Annotated in this window: 16 protein-coding genes; 7 read left to right on the forward strand and 9 right to left on the reverse strand. The window is 72.4% G+C overall.

Annotated elements, in window-relative coordinates; genetic code table 11:
• The first annotated feature begins 216 nt into the window (after window positions 1-216).
• The 4 genes from ACLJPL_RS12525 (at window position 217) to ACLJPL_RS12540 (ending at window position 2,861) form a co-directional block, all read left to right on the forward strand.
• Window positions 217-1,038, forward strand: coding sequence for an SDR family NAD(P)-dependent oxidoreductase (locus ACLJPL_RS12525; RefSeq protein WP_411080843.1), 822 nt, complete (start codon window positions 217-219; stop codon window positions 1,036-1,038).
• A 132-nt stretch (window positions 1,039-1,170) separates the two neighbouring features.
• Window positions 1,171-1,710 carry a flavin reductase family protein gene (locus ACLJPL_RS12530; protein ID WP_411080844.1) on the forward strand — a complete coding sequence of 180 codons (540 nt, stop codon included), beginning with the start codon at window positions 1,171-1,173 and terminating at the stop codon, window positions 1,708-1,710.
• A complete protein-coding gene (locus ACLJPL_RS12535) occupies window positions 1,707-2,660 on the forward strand; it encodes an MBL fold metallo-hydrolase (RefSeq protein ID WP_411080845.1) in 954 nt (317 codons plus the stop codon). The genes ACLJPL_RS12530 and ACLJPL_RS12535 overlap by 4 nt, the downstream gene beginning before the upstream one ends.
• A gap of 36 nt (window positions 2,661-2,696) precedes the next feature.
• Complete coding sequence (locus ACLJPL_RS12540) at window positions 2,697-2,861, forward strand: hypothetical protein (protein WP_411080846.1); 165 nt, start codon at window positions 2,697-2,699, stop codon at window positions 2,859-2,861.
• Window positions 2,862-3,022: 161 nt separating this feature from the next.
• On the opposite strand, the gene ACLJPL_RS12545 is transcribed toward ACLJPL_RS12540, so the two are convergent.
• From ACLJPL_RS12545 to ACLJPL_RS12560, 4 genes are all read right to left on the reverse strand, one after another.
• The gene (locus tag ACLJPL_RS12545) at window positions 3,023-4,384 is read right to left on the reverse strand and encodes a hypothetical protein (RefSeq protein WP_411080847.1); all 1,362 of its coding nucleotides are present in this window, start codon (window positions 4,382-4,384) and stop codon (window positions 3,023-3,025) included.
• The gene (locus ACLJPL_RS12550) at window positions 4,374-4,991 is read right to left on the reverse strand and encodes a DUF6114 domain-containing protein (RefSeq protein WP_411080848.1); all 618 of its coding nucleotides are present in this window, start codon (window positions 4,989-4,991) and stop codon (window positions 4,374-4,376) included. Before ACLJPL_RS12550 ends, ACLJPL_RS12545 begins: the two co-directional genes overlap by 11 nt.
• 96 nt (window positions 4,992-5,087) lie before the next feature.
• The gene (locus ACLJPL_RS12555) at window positions 5,088-5,744 is read right to left on the reverse strand and encodes a DUF6230 family protein (RefSeq protein ID WP_411080849.1); all 657 of its coding nucleotides are present in this window, start codon (window positions 5,742-5,744) and stop codon (window positions 5,088-5,090) included.
• Between the two features lie 656 nt (window positions 5,745-6,400).
• Window positions 6,401-7,369, reverse strand: coding sequence for a tetratricopeptide repeat protein (locus tag ACLJPL_RS12560; protein WP_411080850.1), 969 nt, complete (start codon window positions 7,367-7,369; stop codon window positions 6,401-6,403).
• Window positions 7,370-7,799: 430 nt separating this feature from the next.
• Here ACLJPL_RS12560 and ACLJPL_RS12565 point away from each other — a divergent pair, with 430 nt between their 5' ends.
• Entirely contained in the window at window positions 7,800-8,426 is a 627-nt protein-coding gene (locus tag ACLJPL_RS12565) for a TetR/AcrR family transcriptional regulator (protein ID WP_411080851.1), read from the forward strand.
• Window positions 8,427-8,550: 124 nt separating this feature from the next.
• On the opposite strand, the gene ACLJPL_RS12570 is transcribed toward ACLJPL_RS12565, so the two are convergent.
• Together ACLJPL_RS12570 and ACLJPL_RS12575 are read right to left on the reverse strand one after the other, a co-directional pair.
• Window positions 8,551-9,555 carry a GDP-mannose 4,6-dehydratase gene (locus tag ACLJPL_RS12570; protein WP_411080852.1) on the reverse strand — a complete coding sequence of 335 codons (1,005 nt, stop codon included), beginning with the start codon at window positions 9,553-9,555 and terminating at the stop codon, window positions 8,551-8,553.
• Complete coding sequence (locus tag ACLJPL_RS12575) at window positions 9,552-10,763, reverse strand: UDP-N-acetylglucosamine--N-acetylmuramyl-(pentapeptide) pyrophosphoryl-undecaprenol N-acetylglucosamine transferase (protein ID WP_411080853.1); 1,212 nt, start codon at window positions 10,761-10,763, stop codon at window positions 9,552-9,554. The genes ACLJPL_RS12570 and ACLJPL_RS12575 overlap by 4 nt, the downstream gene beginning before the upstream one ends.
• A gap of 64 nt (window positions 10,764-10,827) precedes the next feature.
• On the opposite strand from ACLJPL_RS12575, the gene ACLJPL_RS12580 reads away from it, so the two are divergent.
• Complete coding sequence (locus tag ACLJPL_RS12580; RefSeq protein WP_411080854.1) at window positions 10,828-11,505, forward strand: response regulator transcription factor; 678 nt, start codon at window positions 10,828-10,830, stop codon at window positions 11,503-11,505.
• Window positions 11,502-12,938 (forward strand): sensor histidine kinase, encoded by a 1,437-nt coding sequence (locus ACLJPL_RS12585; RefSeq protein WP_411080855.1) that lies wholly within the window; start codon window positions 11,502-11,504, stop codon window positions 12,936-12,938. The genes ACLJPL_RS12580 and ACLJPL_RS12585 overlap by 4 nt, the downstream gene beginning before the upstream one ends.
• Window positions 12,939-13,086: 148 nt before the next feature.
• Here the strand turns inward: ACLJPL_RS12585 and ACLJPL_RS12590 are convergent, their stop codons facing one another.
• The 3 genes from ACLJPL_RS12590 to ACLJPL_RS12600 all read right to left on the reverse strand — a co-directional run bounded on the left by ACLJPL_RS12590 (window position 13,087) and on the right by ACLJPL_RS12600 (window position 15,804).
• Window positions 13,087-14,787 carry a methylmalonyl-CoA mutase gene (locus ACLJPL_RS12590; RefSeq protein WP_411080856.1) on the reverse strand — a complete coding sequence of 567 codons (1,701 nt, stop codon included), beginning with the start codon at window positions 14,785-14,787 and terminating at the stop codon, window positions 13,087-13,089.
• Window positions 14,788-14,882: 95 nt separating this feature from the next.
• Window positions 14,883-15,209, reverse strand: a complete 327-nt coding sequence (locus ACLJPL_RS12595; protein ID WP_411080857.1) for a DUF3817 domain-containing protein — start codon at window positions 15,207-15,209, stop codon at window positions 14,883-14,885.
• Between the two features lie 85 nt (window positions 15,210-15,294).
• On the reverse strand, window positions 15,295-15,804 hold the full coding sequence (locus ACLJPL_RS12600; RefSeq protein ID WP_411080858.1) for a MarR family winged helix-turn-helix transcriptional regulator: 510 nt from the start codon (window positions 15,802-15,804) through the stop codon (window positions 15,295-15,297).
• Window positions 15,805-15,814: the final 10 nt, after the last annotated feature.

Consider the following 15,814-nt stretch of genomic DNA (forward strand, 5'->3'; position numbering starts at 1 on the left):
TCGCTCCAGCCGGGTGTCCGCCCGGTCGCCGCATCGAATGGAGCCCAAGCTGACGGCCCCCGCTAGGCCGCGTGTCGAGTTCAGCTCGAACAGGGCCGTCCACCGGGCCTCCACCGCCGCCCGAGAACCCCGCAAGGAGACGGGCCCACCGTCGAGCCGACGTGGACCGGATCGGGACGAGCGAACCGGATCGGGACGATCGAAGGGGAGAGCACGATGACAGACACGGAGACGGTTGCGGGGACGGGCGCGGCGGCGGGTTCGGGGCGACGGGTCGCCTTCGTCACCGGTGCGACCAGCGGGATCGGCCTCGCGGTGACGGAGCTGCTGGCCCGGCAGGGCATCGCGGTGTTCGGGGTGGCCCGCAGCGCCGAGAGCGTACGCACCGTGGTCAAGGAGCTGCGCGAGGAGGGCCTCGAAGTGGCCGGAACCGTGTGTGACGTGACCTCCCTCGAACAGATCAAGGAGGCCGTGCGGGCGGCGGTGGCGGAGTACGGGCGGATCGACATCCTGGTCAACAACGCCGGCCGGGGCGGCGGCGGGGTGACGGCCGAGATCGAGGACTCCCTCTGGGACGACGTGATCGAGACGAACCTCAACGGCACCTTCCGGGTGACCCGCGAGGTCCTGAGCACCGGCCTCCTGCGGGACGGCGACTGGGGGCGGATCGTCAACATCGCCTCCACCGGCGGCAAGCAGGGCGTCGAGCTGGCCGCGCCGTACTCGGCGTCCAAGCACGGGGTCATCGGCTTCACCAAGGCCGTGGGCAAGGAGCTCGCCGCGACCGGCATCACCGTGAACGCCGTCTGCCCCGGCTATGTGGAGACCCCGATGGCGCAGCGGGTGCGCCAGGGCTACGCGGGCCACTACGGGGTGAGCGAGCAGGAGATCCAGGACAAGTTCAACGCCAAGATCCCGCTGGGCCGTTACTCCACCCCCGAGGAGGTCGCGGGGCTGGTCGGCTACCTGGTCTCCGACACCGCCGCGTCGATCACCGCCCAGGCCCTGAACGTCTGCGGCGGCCTCGGCAACTACTGACGCCCACGATCCCCGACGACGAACGGTTCTGCGACCGACGAGCGACCGTCGAGCGGCTCAGCCGTCGACGAGCAGTTCGGCAACCCCTGACCACGACGCCCTGTCAGCACGGGCGGAATCGGAGTAACTGACATGACCGCTGTGACCGCCGGCGCACTGCTGGCCGAGCCCGACGTGGCCTCTTTCCGTGCCGCGATGGGCCGCTTCCCCACGGGCGTCACCCTGCTCACCCAGGGCAGTGGCGAGGCCACCATCGTGATGACGCTCAACAGCCTGACCTCTGTGTCGCTGGACCCCATGCTGATCCTGGTCTCCGTGAAGGCGGACGGCCGCATGCGGCCCCGGATCTCGCGCGCCGGGAGCTTCGCGGTGAACGTGCTGACCGAGTCGCAGCGCGATCTGGCGCAGGAGTTCTGCCGCCCCGACCGCTCGGAGGGCCGGGCGGCGATGCTGCGGCTGGCCGCCGAGGAGGGCGTCACGGGCAACGCGGTGCTCCCCGACGCGGAGACGTACGTGGAGTGCGTGCTGGAGGCGGAGTACGCCGCCGGGGACCACACGCTCCTCGTCGGCAGGGTGGTCGCCCTGTCCGGCGGCGGGTCCGCCGCCGACCCGCTCCTCTTCCACCAGGGCCGCTTCGGCCGGCTGCCCGCCGCCCCGGAGGCCGCCGCATGAGCACGGCCACGGCTCCCGTCACGGCCGCCCCCGCGTCTGCCGGGGTCGCCCCGCCGGGCACGCTGGAGCGGGTCGCGGACGGGGTGTACGCCTTTGTGCAGCCCGAGGGCGGCTGGTGTCTGAACAACGCCGGCCTGGTCGTCGGCCGGGACTCCGCCGTCCTCGTGGACACGGCGGCCACGGAGTCGCGCACCCGGCGGCTGCGCGAGGAGGTGGCCCGGATCGTGCCGGACGGGCCGGACCACGTCGTCAACACGCACTTCCACGGCGACCACACCTTCGGCAACGGGCAGTTCGCCCCGCGCGCGGTGATCGTGGCCCACGAGGGCACCCGGGCGGACACGGCGGAGGCCGGTCTCGGGCTGCGCCACCTGTGGCCGGACGTGGAGTGGGGCGACACCCCGCTGACCCTGCCCACGCTCACCTTCCGCGACGAACTCACCCTGCGCCAGGGGGATCTGCGTACCGAACTCCTCCACGTGGGCCCCGCCCACACGGCGAACGACGTCGTGGCCTGGGTGCCCGAGCGCTCCGTCCTGTTCACCGGGGACGTGGTCTGGTCGGGGGTGACGCCGTACGTCCTGATGGGATCGGTGACCGGTTCGCTGAAGGCCCTGGACCGGCTGCGGGCCCTCGGTCCCGCCGTGGTGGTCCCCGGACACGGCCCGGTCGGCGGCCCCGAACTCATCGACGCCACCCGGGCGTACCTCGTCCGCATCCAGGAGCTCGCCGCTGACGGCCTGCGGCGCGGCGTGGACGCGCTGCGGGCCGCCCGGGAGGCGGACCTCGGCGCGTTCGGCGAGCTGCTGGACCCCGAGCGGCTGGTCGGCAACCTGCACCGCGCGTACGCCGAACTCGAAGGACTCGCCCCGGGCGCCCGCATCGACGTGGCGGCCTCGTTCAAGGAGATGGTCGCCTTCAACGGCGGGCTGCCCGCCTGCCACGCCTGATCGCACGCACCGCACATCGCGAAGGAGGACTCGTCAATGGAGACGATGCTGCTGGGCCCCGAGACGGTGGAGCCACCGCCCGTGCCCCTGACCCTGCCCACCCTCCCCCTCCCCGTCGTACCCCTGTGGGTGCCGTTGCTCCTGGCCGGGGACGCGGACGACGACGGGAGCGAGCCGCACATCTGCCGGGGCATCGACTGAACGGCCGCCGGACGGAGTCCGGCACGGGGACGAGTACGCCGTCCCGTTCGCGTACGGAGAGGTCGAAGTCCCCGGCGACGGACGACCGTGGGCCGTACCCCTCATGCGGAGTACGGCCCACGGCTCCCTGCGGCTCCCGGACGGGATCAGGTGGCGGCGGGTCAGCTCGTGCCGCCGTCCAGGTAGTTCTTCAGGCCGGGGACCTTGAGCGTGCCGCCGAACTGGCCGGCCTGGGTCACCTTCACCTTGGTGAAGAAGGCGAAGGGCACGTTCAGCGGCGGCGGGGTCTGCGGGCTGAAGGTGATCGGGATGAGGCCGAAGAGGTTGCCCTTGAGCTCCTCCGTGTACATCGTCACCGTGCCGCTGCGGATCGTCGACGTGGAGCCCGGCCGCGACTTCACATGGCCCGTGGTGCCCGCCGGGCCGACGGTGAGCTGGTGGAGGTCCTTGATGTCGATGGAGCTCGCGGTGAACTTCAGCACCTTCTTGATGCTGCCGTCCGCCTTCTTCACCTCGACGATCCCCTTGTAGTCCAGCCCGTTGAGCGTGAGCAGCGAGGACTCCAGGATCCACGGGTCGGCCGGGAGCAGCGGGATGCCGGGCTCCAGGGCGGCCGCGGCGAGCGCCTCCGGGTCGGGTTCGGGGCAGGGGAAGCGGGGCTTGGCGCCGTCCGGGATGTCCTCGTCCTTCTTGGGGTCGAGTCCCTTGACGTCCTCGTCGAGCTCCTCGACGTCCTTGCCCGCCTTCCCGGCCGCCTCGCGGATGGCGTCGGCGGTCTTGTCGGACGCTTCCTTCGCCTTGCCGGAAGCGTCCTTGCCCGAGGAGTCCTTCGCCGCGTCCTTCTCCGGAGCCTTCGCCTTGTCGGCCGGCTTCGGGGACGCGGTCGTCGGGCTCGGGGACGGGCTCGCCGTCTCCTCGGGCTTTGCCGCGCCCTTGCCCTTGTCCGGGCCGTCGAAGAGGTCCTTGAGGGCGTCGCCCAGACCGAGCGGGTCGAGCGGGTGCCTGGACTTCGTGGGCTCCGGGGCGGCGCTGGGCCGCGCGGCGGGCTTCTGTGCAGCCGGCTTCTGTGCGACAGGCTTCTGTGCACGGTCCGCCGACGCGTCGGGCTTCTCGTCCGCCGCCGGGTCCCCGGCGGCCGGACCGGTGGCCGAGGGCGTCGGCGTCGGGGCCGGCTCGCCGTCGCCGTCGCCCGGCCGGTCGTCCTTGCCCGCCGGGTCCGAGGGGGTCGGGGTCGCCTTCGGGGTCTCGGACGGGGACGCGCTCGGCTCGTCGGACCGGGTGACGCACGGTCCCGGCGCGAAGGGGATGTCCGCGTTGCCGTCCGCCATGGCGAGCTTGGGCGTGAGGCCCATGCCCATGAAGACCGCGGTCGGCATCGCGGCGAGCGCGAGCGCCTTCTTGCCGCTCGGCATGTGCAGCTTGGTCAGCAGCGACTTCTTGGGGGCCGCGTGGCGGGGGCCCTTGCGCTCACGGAGGTCTTCACCGGAGTACGCGTTCGTCGGCTGCCCGTCGTCACCCCGCACGGTGGGTCCCCCCGTCGTACCCGGGAGCCGTGCCGTGGTCGGCCGCCTGCTGCGGCACGGTCGCGCCGTGCAGGGCGTCCTCGGCGTACCCGCTCTCCGGCCGCCCCTTGTCCAGTGACAGCGCCTCGGGGTGCTGCGCCTCGTCCCGACGCGGGGCGTCGAGCGGGGTGTCGGCCGACGCCCCGTCCGTCTTCGGCCCGTCCGCCTGCGGCTCGCCCGGCGCCCAGGAGACGGACAGGGCTCCGCCGAGGAGCGCGAAGACGAAGCCGATCACGAAGCCGCCGATGTTGGCGATCGGTATGGAGATCAGCGCGAGGAGGATGGCCGCGACACCGGCGAACACCCGGACGATGTGGTGGAACCACATCGTCAGGCCCAGCGTGATCAGGAGGACCCCGATGATGAGCGATCCGGCGCCGGCGGTGGTGGACATCGCCAGGGTCATGTTGCCGACGTTGAGGTTGGCATAGGGGAAGTAGGCGATGGGCACACCGCCCATCATGGTGAACAGACCCGCCCAGAACGGCCGGTTGCCCCGCCAGGTACGGAATCCCCGCCGGTAGACGGTGAGGTTGTGCTTGTTCTGCCCTGTGGACTCGGGGCTCATGGAAAACAGCTCCCTGGAACCGGTACTGCGCTGAGAAGAGGAGAGGGGGTGGCCGGACGTCCCGGCAGGGACCGGTCCGGCCACCCGGGCGAGTGCTTAGAAGCACTCCTTCTTTTTGCCCGTGTGCAGCCTCAGCTTCAGGTCGCTGAGCTTGAAGGTACCGGCCGTGGTCGCCCACGCCTTCTGCTCCACACCGGTCAGGACGGCCGTCTCCGCGCGCTGCGAGAAGCCTCCCGCCTTCGCCTTCGTGCCGGGCTGGATGCCGATGCTCCCCGGCCTGTCCGCCTTCTGCAGCGAGCCGGCGGCGACACCGATGTCGATGTTCTTGAACTCGGCGTCCGCGTCGAGCTGCGAGACGTCCAGGTAGAGGTTGGTCGCCACGACCGGCCTGTCGGGCTTCGTACCGGCCTCCAGCTTGAGGCTGACGTTACCGAAGAGGGGCACGTCCGGCGTGACCACCGACTGGCACATGTTGGTGATCTCGGCGTAGCTGAAGCCGGACACCGCGACCGCGTGCGCCGCGTCCTTCTTGCCCTCGATGTCCGTGCCGACCGCGACGCTGCCGTACTGGACGAAGTCCTTGCCCTCCAGCCGGTCGGTGCGGACCTTGAACTCCTGGCCGGACACGCTGAACGACGCGGCCAGCGCACCCTGCGCGAGACCGACGCCCACCGCCGCCGTGGCGACGACGCTGGGCACCATGACCAGAGCGAAACGCTTCCATCTCGTCCCACCGCGAACCTGGGAACTCATAACTTGCTCCTTCTTCTCGGACGTACATCTCCGGCCGGGCATGAGACCCGTCCTGGGATGGGAGAAGTGCTACGTCCTCGGGAAGGAGAGCGCCGGGAAACGGAGTCATGTCCCGCATCCGATCCACTGGCGTTCACCCCCGAGCGACAACCACTGGCTGCACGGTCTGCGCAGCCGGTCGGACAGGCCCCGCTGCACGGCGGGAACCCCCCTGTCCACGGCCGGCGCCCACTGCCGCCGGCCCACTCGGTGGGGACCCAACAGGCCCTCCCGCACCGGTTGGAGACCGGGCTGGAGGTGTGGGACCGAGCGTGGCCGATCGTGGTGCATTCACGGCCCACGCACAAGGGGGTTCGTTACTTGCCAGTAACGGCCCGATAACCACGGTGCGACAGGACGACATCACGCGGCCACACAGGGTGGCACGAAAGGGACAGCGAAATGACGGGAAACTCAACGGAAACCGGACAGAACCACTCACCCGCCTTACTGCGAGTAACAGCTCGCCCCTTTGTCAAGATTTGGTAAAGCTGGGGCCTCTCTTAGCGTCCGGACGGCAAAACGGCCGCGATACCCGAGGGGTATCGCGGCCGTCTTGTCACATCGGAACAATCAGCTCGCCGGGGTCCGTGGCCGGCGGCGGAACACCACCGGGATCAGAACAGGACGCGGGCCAGAGCCGTGCGGGCCGCGGTGACCCTGGGGTCCTCCGGACCGATCACCTCGAAGAGCTCCAGCAGGCGCAGCCGGGCGGTGTCGCGGTCGTCGCCCACGTTGCGGCGGACCGCCTCGACGAGCCGGCCGAAGGCGTCCTCGACATGGCCGCCGACCAGGTCCAGATCGGCGGCGGCGACCTGGGCGCCCACATCGCCCGGGTCGTCCGCGGCCTGCTTGCGGACCGCCTGCGGGTCCATCGCCTGGACCCGGCCGAGCAGCTCCGCCTGGGCCAGGCCGAGCTTGGCCTCCGGGTTGCCCGGGTCGTCCACGAGCACGTTCTTGTACGCCTGCACCGCGCCGCCGAAGTCATTGGCGTCGAGCGCGGTGGCGGCGGCCTCCAGCAGGGCGTCGTACGGGCCGGCCGGAACCTCGGCCGGGGCGGCGTCCGCCGGGGCGTCCGGGTCGACGGCGATCCCGGTGAGGCCGAACCGCTCCTCGCCGACCTGGATCAGCTGGTCCAGGGTCTCGCGGATCTGGGCCTCGGGGGCCGCGCCCTGGAAGAGCGGGAGGGCCTGCCCGGCGACGACGGCGAAGACCGCCGGGATGCCCTGGATGCCGAACTGCTGCATCAGCATCTGGTTGGCGTCGACATCGACCTTGGCCAGCAGGAAGCGGCCGTTGTACTCGGCGGCCAGGCGCTCCAGCAGGGGGCTCAGCTGCTTGCACGGCTCGCACCACTCGGCCCAGAAGTCGATGACGACGGGCACCTCGGCCGAGCGCTGGAGGACATCGCGCTCGAAGCCTGCTTCATCGACGTCGATCACCAGGGCGGCGGGCGACACGGCGCCGGCGCCCCCTGTGCGGGCGGCCTGCGCACGGGCCTGCTCCGCCTTGACCTTGGCCTCGCCGGCCGCCTTGACAGCGGCGAGGTCGACGACGCCGCTCATGGACATGTTCCTAGGCTGCATGCGTACATCCTCCCCCCTGAGCACGCCGTTCCGGAAAGCGATACGGGAACCGCGGCGGTCCGCAGCCCACGCCGGTGTGCGGGACGGGCGGACGAAGACGGCTCCCGGGGGCCCCGAAGGACCCCGGCGGGGCTCCGAAAAGACCCCGGTGAAGCGGACCGGGCCCCTGAAAGACCCGGGTGGACCTGCCGGATCCCCATCCGGTCCGGTCCGTGCGGCTCCGGGTCCCCACCCGGCGCCAAGGGCCCGGTGAGGGCCCTGGTGGTTGTCGCTCGTTCGTGGCGTACGGGAGCGGGCCTGCCGCCTTCCTTACGCTACGACCCGTAGCGTAACTGCCCACCGACCTCCCGGAACAGGGCGCCCCGGTGATCTGTCTCACGGTCACCGGGGTGGAACGACCATCCCTACCGGCCGGTATGGTCGCCGCATCATGAGCCACAGCGATCCCAGAACCACCCGAACGGGACGCCCGCGCTCCACCGCGGCCGACGCCGCGATCCTGGAGGCGACCCGGGCGTCCCTGGTCGATCTCGGCTGGTCGAAGCTGACCATGGGCGATGTGGCGGCCCGGGCCAAGGTGGCCAAGACGACCCTGTACCGGCGCTGGGCGGGCAAGAACGAGCTGGTCGTGGACGCGGTCGCCGAGCTCTTCGACGAACTGGAGCTCCCCGACCGGGGCAGCCTGGCCGCCGATGTGCAGGGCGTGGTGCTCCAATTCGCCCGGCTGCTGGAGCGCCCCGAGGCCCGGACCGCGCTGATGGCGGTGGTCGCCGAGTCCACCCGGGACGATTCGCTGCGCCACCGGATCCGCTCGGCCATCGTGGACCGGCAGAAGCGGCTGGTGATCCTCGGCCGGGAACGCGCCCAGGCCCGCGGCGAGCTGCGGTACGAGGACGACGCATCGGCGGCCGCCCGCAACGCGGACCTGATCTTCGACGTGATCGCCGGAGCCGTGGTGCACCGCACGCTGGTGAGCGCGGAGCCGGTGGACGCCGACTGGGCGAGCGGCTTCACCACGCTGCTGCTGCTGGGACTGGCCGGCGCGCAGGCGGGCTAGGGGCCTGTCCGGCGGTGCTTGGGACCCGGTGACGGTCGGAGTGCGGGGCGGCAGTCGGCCCCGGCGGCGCGCGGAGTGCGGAGCGGCAGTGGGACCCGGTGCAACGCGGATTACGGCGCGGTGCTCAGACCTGGTAGCGCCCCGGCGCGAAGAGGTGCAGGTGCTCCGCCACCCACGCCGACGTCCGCTCCAGGCCCTCCTCCAGGGTGACTTCGGGCTCCCAGCCCGCCCACTCGCGGGCCCGGGTGTTGTCGGAGAGCAGCCGCTGCACCTCGCTGCCGGCGGGCCGCAGCCGTGCCGGGTCCACGACGATCTCCGCGTCCCGGCCGGAGGCGGTGATGAGGGCCTTCGCCAGGTCCCCGACCGAAATCTCCCGCCCGGTACCGAGGTTGACGCTCTCCCCCAGCGCCCGGTCGCAGTCGGCCAGGGCCAGGAATCCGGCCGCGGTGTCGGTGACGTAGGTGAAGTCGCGGGTCGGGGTCAGCGAGCCGAGCCGGATCTCCCGTGCCCCGGAGTGCAGTTGGGCCAGGATCGTGGGGATGACGGCCCGGGCCGACTGACGGGGCCCGTAGGTGTTGAACGGCCGCACCACCGTCACCGGCAGTTCGAAGGCGTGCCAGTGGGAGAGCGCCATCATGTCCGCGCCGATCTTCGAGGCGGAGTACGGCGACTGCGGCTGGAGCGGGTGGTCCTCGCTGATCGGGGCGGTCAGGGCGCTCCCGTAGACCTCGCTGGTGGAGGTGTGCAGGAGGCGGCGGACAGAGTGGCGGCGGCAGGCTTCGGCGATGTTCTCGGTGCCGACGACGTTCGTACGGACGTACGCGCCCGGCGCGTCGTAGCTGTACGGGATGCCGATGAGCGCGGCGAGGTGGAAGACCGTGTCGCAGCCCGCCACCGCGTCCATCACCCGGCCCGCGTCGCCGACGTCCCCGGCGATCATCTCGACCGGGCTGTGCGGGTCTTGGAGGTAGCGGGCGAGGTGGCCCTTGTCGGCGTACGGCTTGTAGTGGACGAACGCCCTTACCCGCGCTCCGCGTTGGACGAGCAGGTCGACGAGGGTGGAGCCGATGAAGCCTTCGGCCCCGGTGACCAGGACGGTGCGGCCGGTCCAGTCGGTGACGTCGTTCATGGGGTGAACTCCCTTGCGGTAGAAGGTCGTACGGAGGTGGCGGCGAGGCGGATGACCGTCTCGGCCAGCAGGTCGGCGGCGCGGGCGTGGTTGCCCGGGTCGGCCGCGCGCCCCATCACGGCGAGCCGCGCCGGGTCCGCGAGCAGCGGGTCGATCAGTGCGGCCAGCCGGTCGGCGGTGGCCTCGGCGTCGGGGACCAGATGGGCGGCGCCGGCCTCGGAGAGGACCCGGGCGTTGTGGGTCTGGTGGTCGCCGGGGGCATGCGGGTACGGCACGAGGACGGCGGGCGCCCCGGTCGTCGCGAGCTCCGCGATCGTGGCGGACCCCGCCCGGCAGACCACCAGATCGGCCACCGCGTAGGCGAGGTCCATCCGGTCCAGGTAGGGCACCGCCCGGGCGACGGGCCCGACGCCCGCGCCGGCCGGCTCCGGGCGGCCCTCCCCCGGCGCCCCCGCCCCGGCCCCCGCCTCGGCCAGCTTCCGACGGGTCTCCGCCAGCGCGGCCGGGCCCGTCTTGACGAGCAGGTGCACGTCCGTCCGGTCCCGCCAGCGGGCGGCGAGCCCCACGGCGGCGGCGGTGAGGCGGGCCGCGCCGAGGCTCCCGCCGTTGAAGAGGACCACCCGCGCCCCCTCGGGTATCCCGAACGCGCGCCGGGCCTCCTCCCGCAGCGCGGCCCGGTCCAGGGCGGCCAGCGACGCGGCGATCGGCATGCCCACGGTGAGGGCCCGCTCGCCGCCCGACAGATGGGCGCGGCTGCCGTCGAAGGCGACGGTGAGGTGTTCGGTGAGCCGGGCGGCGAACTGGTTGGCCCGGCCCGGAACGGCGTTGGACTCGTGGATCACGCTGGGCAGCCCGGCCAGCTTCGCGCCGACGATCGCCGGGGCGCTCGGGTAGCCGCCCATGCCCACGACGACCTGCGCCTTCTGGGTGCGCAGGACGGACCGGGCCTGGGCCCCGGAGCGCAGGAGCGCGGCCGGGAGCAGGAAGCGCCTCGCGCCGAGCGCGGGGTCGAAGGGGATCATGTCGACGGTGTGCAGCCGGTAGCCGGCGGCCGGGATCAGGGTCGTCTCCAGACCGCGTTCGGTGCCGATGAAGGAGACGACCGCGTCCGGGTCGGCGCGGCGCAGGGCCTCGGCGAGGGCGAGACCGGGGTAGATGTGACCGCCGGTGCCGCCCGCACCGATCACGACGGAGAGTGGTGTGCGCATGGCCGCCACTCTCGGCGGGCGGCTTAAGAGGGTTCTAAGAGTCCGGTTTGGCACCCTTCGGGGTATGAACAGGATTCTGGTGGCCGAGGACGAGCCGGAAGTGCGGGCCGCCGTCGAGGACGGGTTGCGGATCGAGGGGTACGAGGTCCGGGGCGTCGGCGACGGTCTGGCCGCGCTGTCGGCGGTGGCCGCCTGGCAGCCGGACGCGCTGGTCCTTGACGTGATGATGCCGGTGCTCGACGGGCTCGCGGTGTGCCGGAGGCTGCGGGCGGTGGAGGACCGGACGCCGGTGCTCGTGCTGACCGCGCTGTCGTCGGTGGCGGAGCGGGTGGACGGGCTGGAGGCGGGGGCCGACGACTATCTGGTGAAGCCGTTCGCGCTGGACGAACTGGTGGCGCGCGTAAGGGCGTTGCTGCGGCGGGCCGCGCCGCCCGCACCGGACGGCGAGCTGGCCTTCGCGGATCTGACCCTGGACCCGGTGACGCGGACCGGGCGGCGCGGCGGGCGTCCGATGGAGTTCTCCCGCACCGAAGCGGCCCTGCTGGAGCTGTTGTTGCGGCACCCGGGGCAGGTGCTCCCGCGTGCGGTGATCCTGGAGCGGGTCTGGGGCCAGGACTTCGGGCCCGACTCCAACTCCCTCGCGGTGTACGTCGGTTACCTGCGGCGCAAGCTGGAGGCGGGCGGTGAGCCGAGGCTCGTCCACACCGTGCACGGGCTCGGCTACCGGCTGGACGCGGCGTGAGCGGGGTGCGGAGGCTGGGGGCCCGCTGGCGGCGCAGGCGACCCTTGCGCACGCGCCTGGCGCTGGCGGCCTCGGCGGCGGTGGCCCTGGTCGCGGTGGGGGTGTGCGCGGCGGCGTTCTTCGTCATCCGCTACGAGCTGCTGCACCAACTGGACCTGTCGCTCACCCAGTCCGCGACCCGGGTGATCCAGGAGAACCGGGGCGAGGGCCCGCAGACCGTGGCGGCCGAGTGCCGCTTCCTCTCCGCGCCCGCCTGCGCCCAGGTCGTCCCGGCCGACCCGGCGGCGGACCCGGAGGCCGCCTATCCGCTGCCCGTCGCCACCCCCGTACGGGAGGTGGCGGCGGGGGCGAGGGCCCCGTACTTCAGCAACGTCACCCGCTTCGGGCAGCCGCTGCGGATGTTGACAACCCCGTTCGGGGACGGGCGGGCGCTCCAGGTGGCGCTGCGCGCGGACCCGGTGGTCAAGGGCGTGCGGCAGGCGGCCGTGCTGCTGGCGGCGGTCGGCGGGGCGGGCGTCCTGCTGGCGGGGCTGCTCGGGTACGCGGTCTCGCGCACCGGCCTCGCCCCGGTGGCCCGGCTGACCTCGACCGCCGAGCGGATCGCGGCGACCCGGGACCCGCGCCACCGCATCGAACTGCCGCCGGGGCCGCCGGGGAGGCAGGACGAGGTGACCCGGCTCGCCGCCAGCTTCAACACGATGCTCGGGGAGCTGGAGCAGTCGGTGAGCGCCCAGCGCCGGCTGGTCGCGGACGCCTCCCACGAGCTGCGGACCCCGCTGACGGCTCTGCGCACCAACGCCGAGCTGCTGGCCCGGGCGGACCGGCTGACGCCCGCGCAGCGCGAGCGGGCCTCGGGGGCGCTGGGGCGGCAGATCCGGGAGGTGACCGGGCTGGTGAACGACCTGATCGAGCTGGCCCGGGACGAGGAGCCGCTCCCCCTGGTGGAGGAGGTGCGGATCGCGGAGCTGGCGCGGCACGCGGTGGCCGTGGCCCGTACGCACTGGCCGCGCGTCCCGTTCGAGCTGGAGACCGGCCCCGGCGCGGCGGATGCGGCCCGGCCCGGGGTGCTGGCCCGGCTGACCCGGCTGCTGACCAACCTGCTGGACAACGCGGCCAAGTTCAGCCCGCCGGACGCGCCGGTGGAGGTGGCGCTGACGGCGTACGGAGGCAGGGGCGGGTACGGCAGCGGGGGCGGGCTCGAGCTGACGGTCCGGGACCACGGGCCGGGGATCTCGCCCGAGGACCTCCCGTACGTCTTCGACCGCTTCTACCGCGCCGAGGCGGCGCGGGCCCTCCCCGGCTCGGGGCTGGGCCTCGCGATGGCCCGGCAGATCGCCCGCGCGCACGGGGCGGAGCTGACGGCGGGCGCGGCCCCGGGCGGCGGGGCGCTGTTCACGCTGACGTTCGACGGGGACCCACCGGGCCCACGCTGACGTCCGGCGGGGAGGGCACCCGGGCAGGAGGCCACTGGGCCCACCCCGGCGTCCGACGAATAGGGCGGCCCCGCAGGAAGCCACCGGGCCCACCCCGGCGTCCGCCGGAAAGGGCCCACCGAGCAGCGGGCCCTCCCCGTCCACGGCCTCAGAAGCCCGGCGGCTCCGTGTACGTGCCCCACTCCTCGCGCAGCGCCTCGCAGATCTCGCCGAGCGTGGCCTCGGCCCGGACCGCGTCCAGCATCGGCGCGATCATGTTCGAGCCGTCGCGGGCGGCGGCCAGCATCGCGCCCAGGGCGGCGCTCACCTTCGCGTCGTCGCGGGCGGCTTTGCGCGCGCCGAGCTGGCTGACCTGGTCGCGCTCGACCTCGTGGCTGACCCGGAGGATCTCCAGGTCGCCGGTGACCGAGCCGTGGTGGACGTTGACGCCGACGACCCGCTTGTCGCCCTTCTCCAGGGACCGCTGGTACTGGAAGGCGGACTCCGCGATCTCGCCGGTGAACCAGCCGTCCTCGATGCCGCGCAGGATCCCGGAGGTCATCGGCCCGATGGGGTGCTGCCCGTCCGGGTGGGCCCGGGCGCCGCGCTCCTTGATCTGGTCGAAGATCTTCTCGGCCTCGGCCTCGATCCGGTCGGTGAGCTGCTCCACGTACCAGGAACCGCCCAGCGGGTCGGCCACGTTGGCGACGCCGGTCTCCTCCATCAGCACCTGCTGGGTGCGCAGGGCGATCTCGGCGGCCTGCTCGGAGGGGAGGGCGAGGGTCTCGTCGAGGGCGTTGGTGTGGAGCGAGTTGGTGCCGCCGAGGACGGCGGAGAGCGCTTCGACCGCCGTGCGCACGACGTTGTTGTACGGCTGCTGCGCGGTGAGGGAGACCCCGGCGGTCTGGGTGTGGAAGCGGAGCCACTGCGCCTTGTCGGTCTTCGCCCCGTACGTCTCCTTCATCCAGCGGGCCCAGATGCGGCGGGCGGCGCGGAACTTGGCGATCTCCTCGAAGAAGTCCAGGTGCGCGTCGAAGAAGAAGGAGAGCCCGGAGGCGAAGGCGTCGACGTCCAGGCCCCGGGAGAGGCCCAGCTCGACGTAGCCGAAGCCGTCCGCGAGCGTGTACGCCAGCTCCTGCGCGGCCGTCGCCCCGGCCTCGCGGATGTGGTAGCCGGAGACGGAGAGCGGCTTGTAGGCGGGGATGGAGCGGGCGCAGTGCTCCATCAGGTCGCCGATGAGGCGGAGGTGCGGCTCGGGCTGGAACAGCCACTCCTTCTGGGCGATGTACTCCTTGAAGATGTCGGTCTGGAGCGTGCCGTTGAGCACCCCCGGGTCGACGCCCTGGCGCTCGGCGGCGACCAGGTACATGCAGAAGACGGGGACGGCCGGGCCGCTGATCGTCATCGAGGTGGTGACGTCGCCGAGGGGGATGTCCCGGAACAGGATCTCCATGTCGGCCGCGGAGTCGATGGCGACCCCGCAGTGGCCGACCTCACCGAGCGAACGCGGCTCGTCGGAGTCGCGGCCCATCAGGGTCGGCATGTCGAAGGCGACGCTGAGCCCGCCGCCGCCCGCCGCGAGGATCATCTTGTAGCGCTCGTTGGTCTGCTCGGCGTTGCCGAAGCCGGCGAACTGGCGGATGGTCCAGGTGCGGCCCCGGTAGCCGGTGGGGTGCAGCCCCCGGGTGAAGGGGTACTCCCCCGGCCAGCCGATCCGCTCGAATCCCTCGTACGTGTCACCGGGGCGCGGCCCGTAGACCGGCTCCACCGGGTCCCCGGAGAGCGTGGTGAAGTCCGCGTCGCGCTTGCGGGCCTTGTCGTAACGGGCCTGCCAGCGGAGGCGGCCTTCCTCGATCGCGTCAGCGTCCATGCTTCGAATTTACTAGGACGTCCTACTAAATGTCGATGGCAAACCGCCCGGCGCTTCGGCGCGGGGCGGTTCGGGTGGGCCGCGAACGGCCCGGGTCAGGCTTTCGCGGGCTCCGCGGCGGGCTTGGCGACCAGCGCCTGGGCCTCGCGGCTGACCTTCGGCTCGACGAAGAAGGAGGCGAAGGGGATGCAGCCGGCCGCCAGCACCCACAGGAGCTTGCCGAACGGCCACTTCGCCTTGGAGCCGAGGTCGAAGGCGAAGATGACGTAGACGATGAACAGGACGCCGTGGATCTGGGAGATCACCATGGTGTCGCCGGTCTCGAACCCGTACTTCGCGATGATCGCCGCCGTGAACACGAGCAGCCAGACGGCGGTGACGTAGGCCATCACCCGGTAGCGGGTGAGCACGTTCTGTTTCATGGCCACGAGCGTAACGGGACGCTCGGGGCGATCTTCGCGCGGGTTCGGCGTTACGGAGAGGCGCGCCGCCGCCCGGCGCGCGCGCTCACTTCTCCTCGAAGTCCTGCGCCGCGACCCGCAGCGGCCGGAGCATGGCGAAGATCTCCGCGCACTCCTCGGAGTCGTACGCACCGAGGCCGAAGTCCATCGCCATCAGGTCCCGGGTGGCCGACTCGACGACCTCGCGCCCCTTGCCGGTGATGGAGGCGAGGGTGCCGCGCCCGTCGTTCGGGTTGGGGCGCTTGCTCACCAGACCGGACCTGACCAGCCGGTCCACGGTGTTGGTGACCGAGGTGGGGTGCACCATCAGCCGCTCCCCGATCTTGGACATCGGCAGCTCACCGGCCTTGGAGAAGGTGAGCAGCACCAGCGCCTCGTACCGGGCGAAGGTCAGTCCGTACGGCTTGACGACGGCGTCGACCTCGGCGAGGAGGATCTGCTGGGCCCGCATGATCGAGGTGATCGCCCCCATGGAGGGCACGGGCCCCCAGCGCTGGTGCCAGAGTTCCTCGGCACGGGCGATGGGATCGAAGGGAAGGCTGAGCGGCTTCGGCACGGCACCGACC

This window comes from Streptomyces sp. cmx-18-6, assembly GCF_046548915.1.
Taxonomy (GTDB): domain Bacteria; phylum Actinomycetota; class Actinomycetes; order Streptomycetales; family Streptomycetaceae; genus Streptomyces.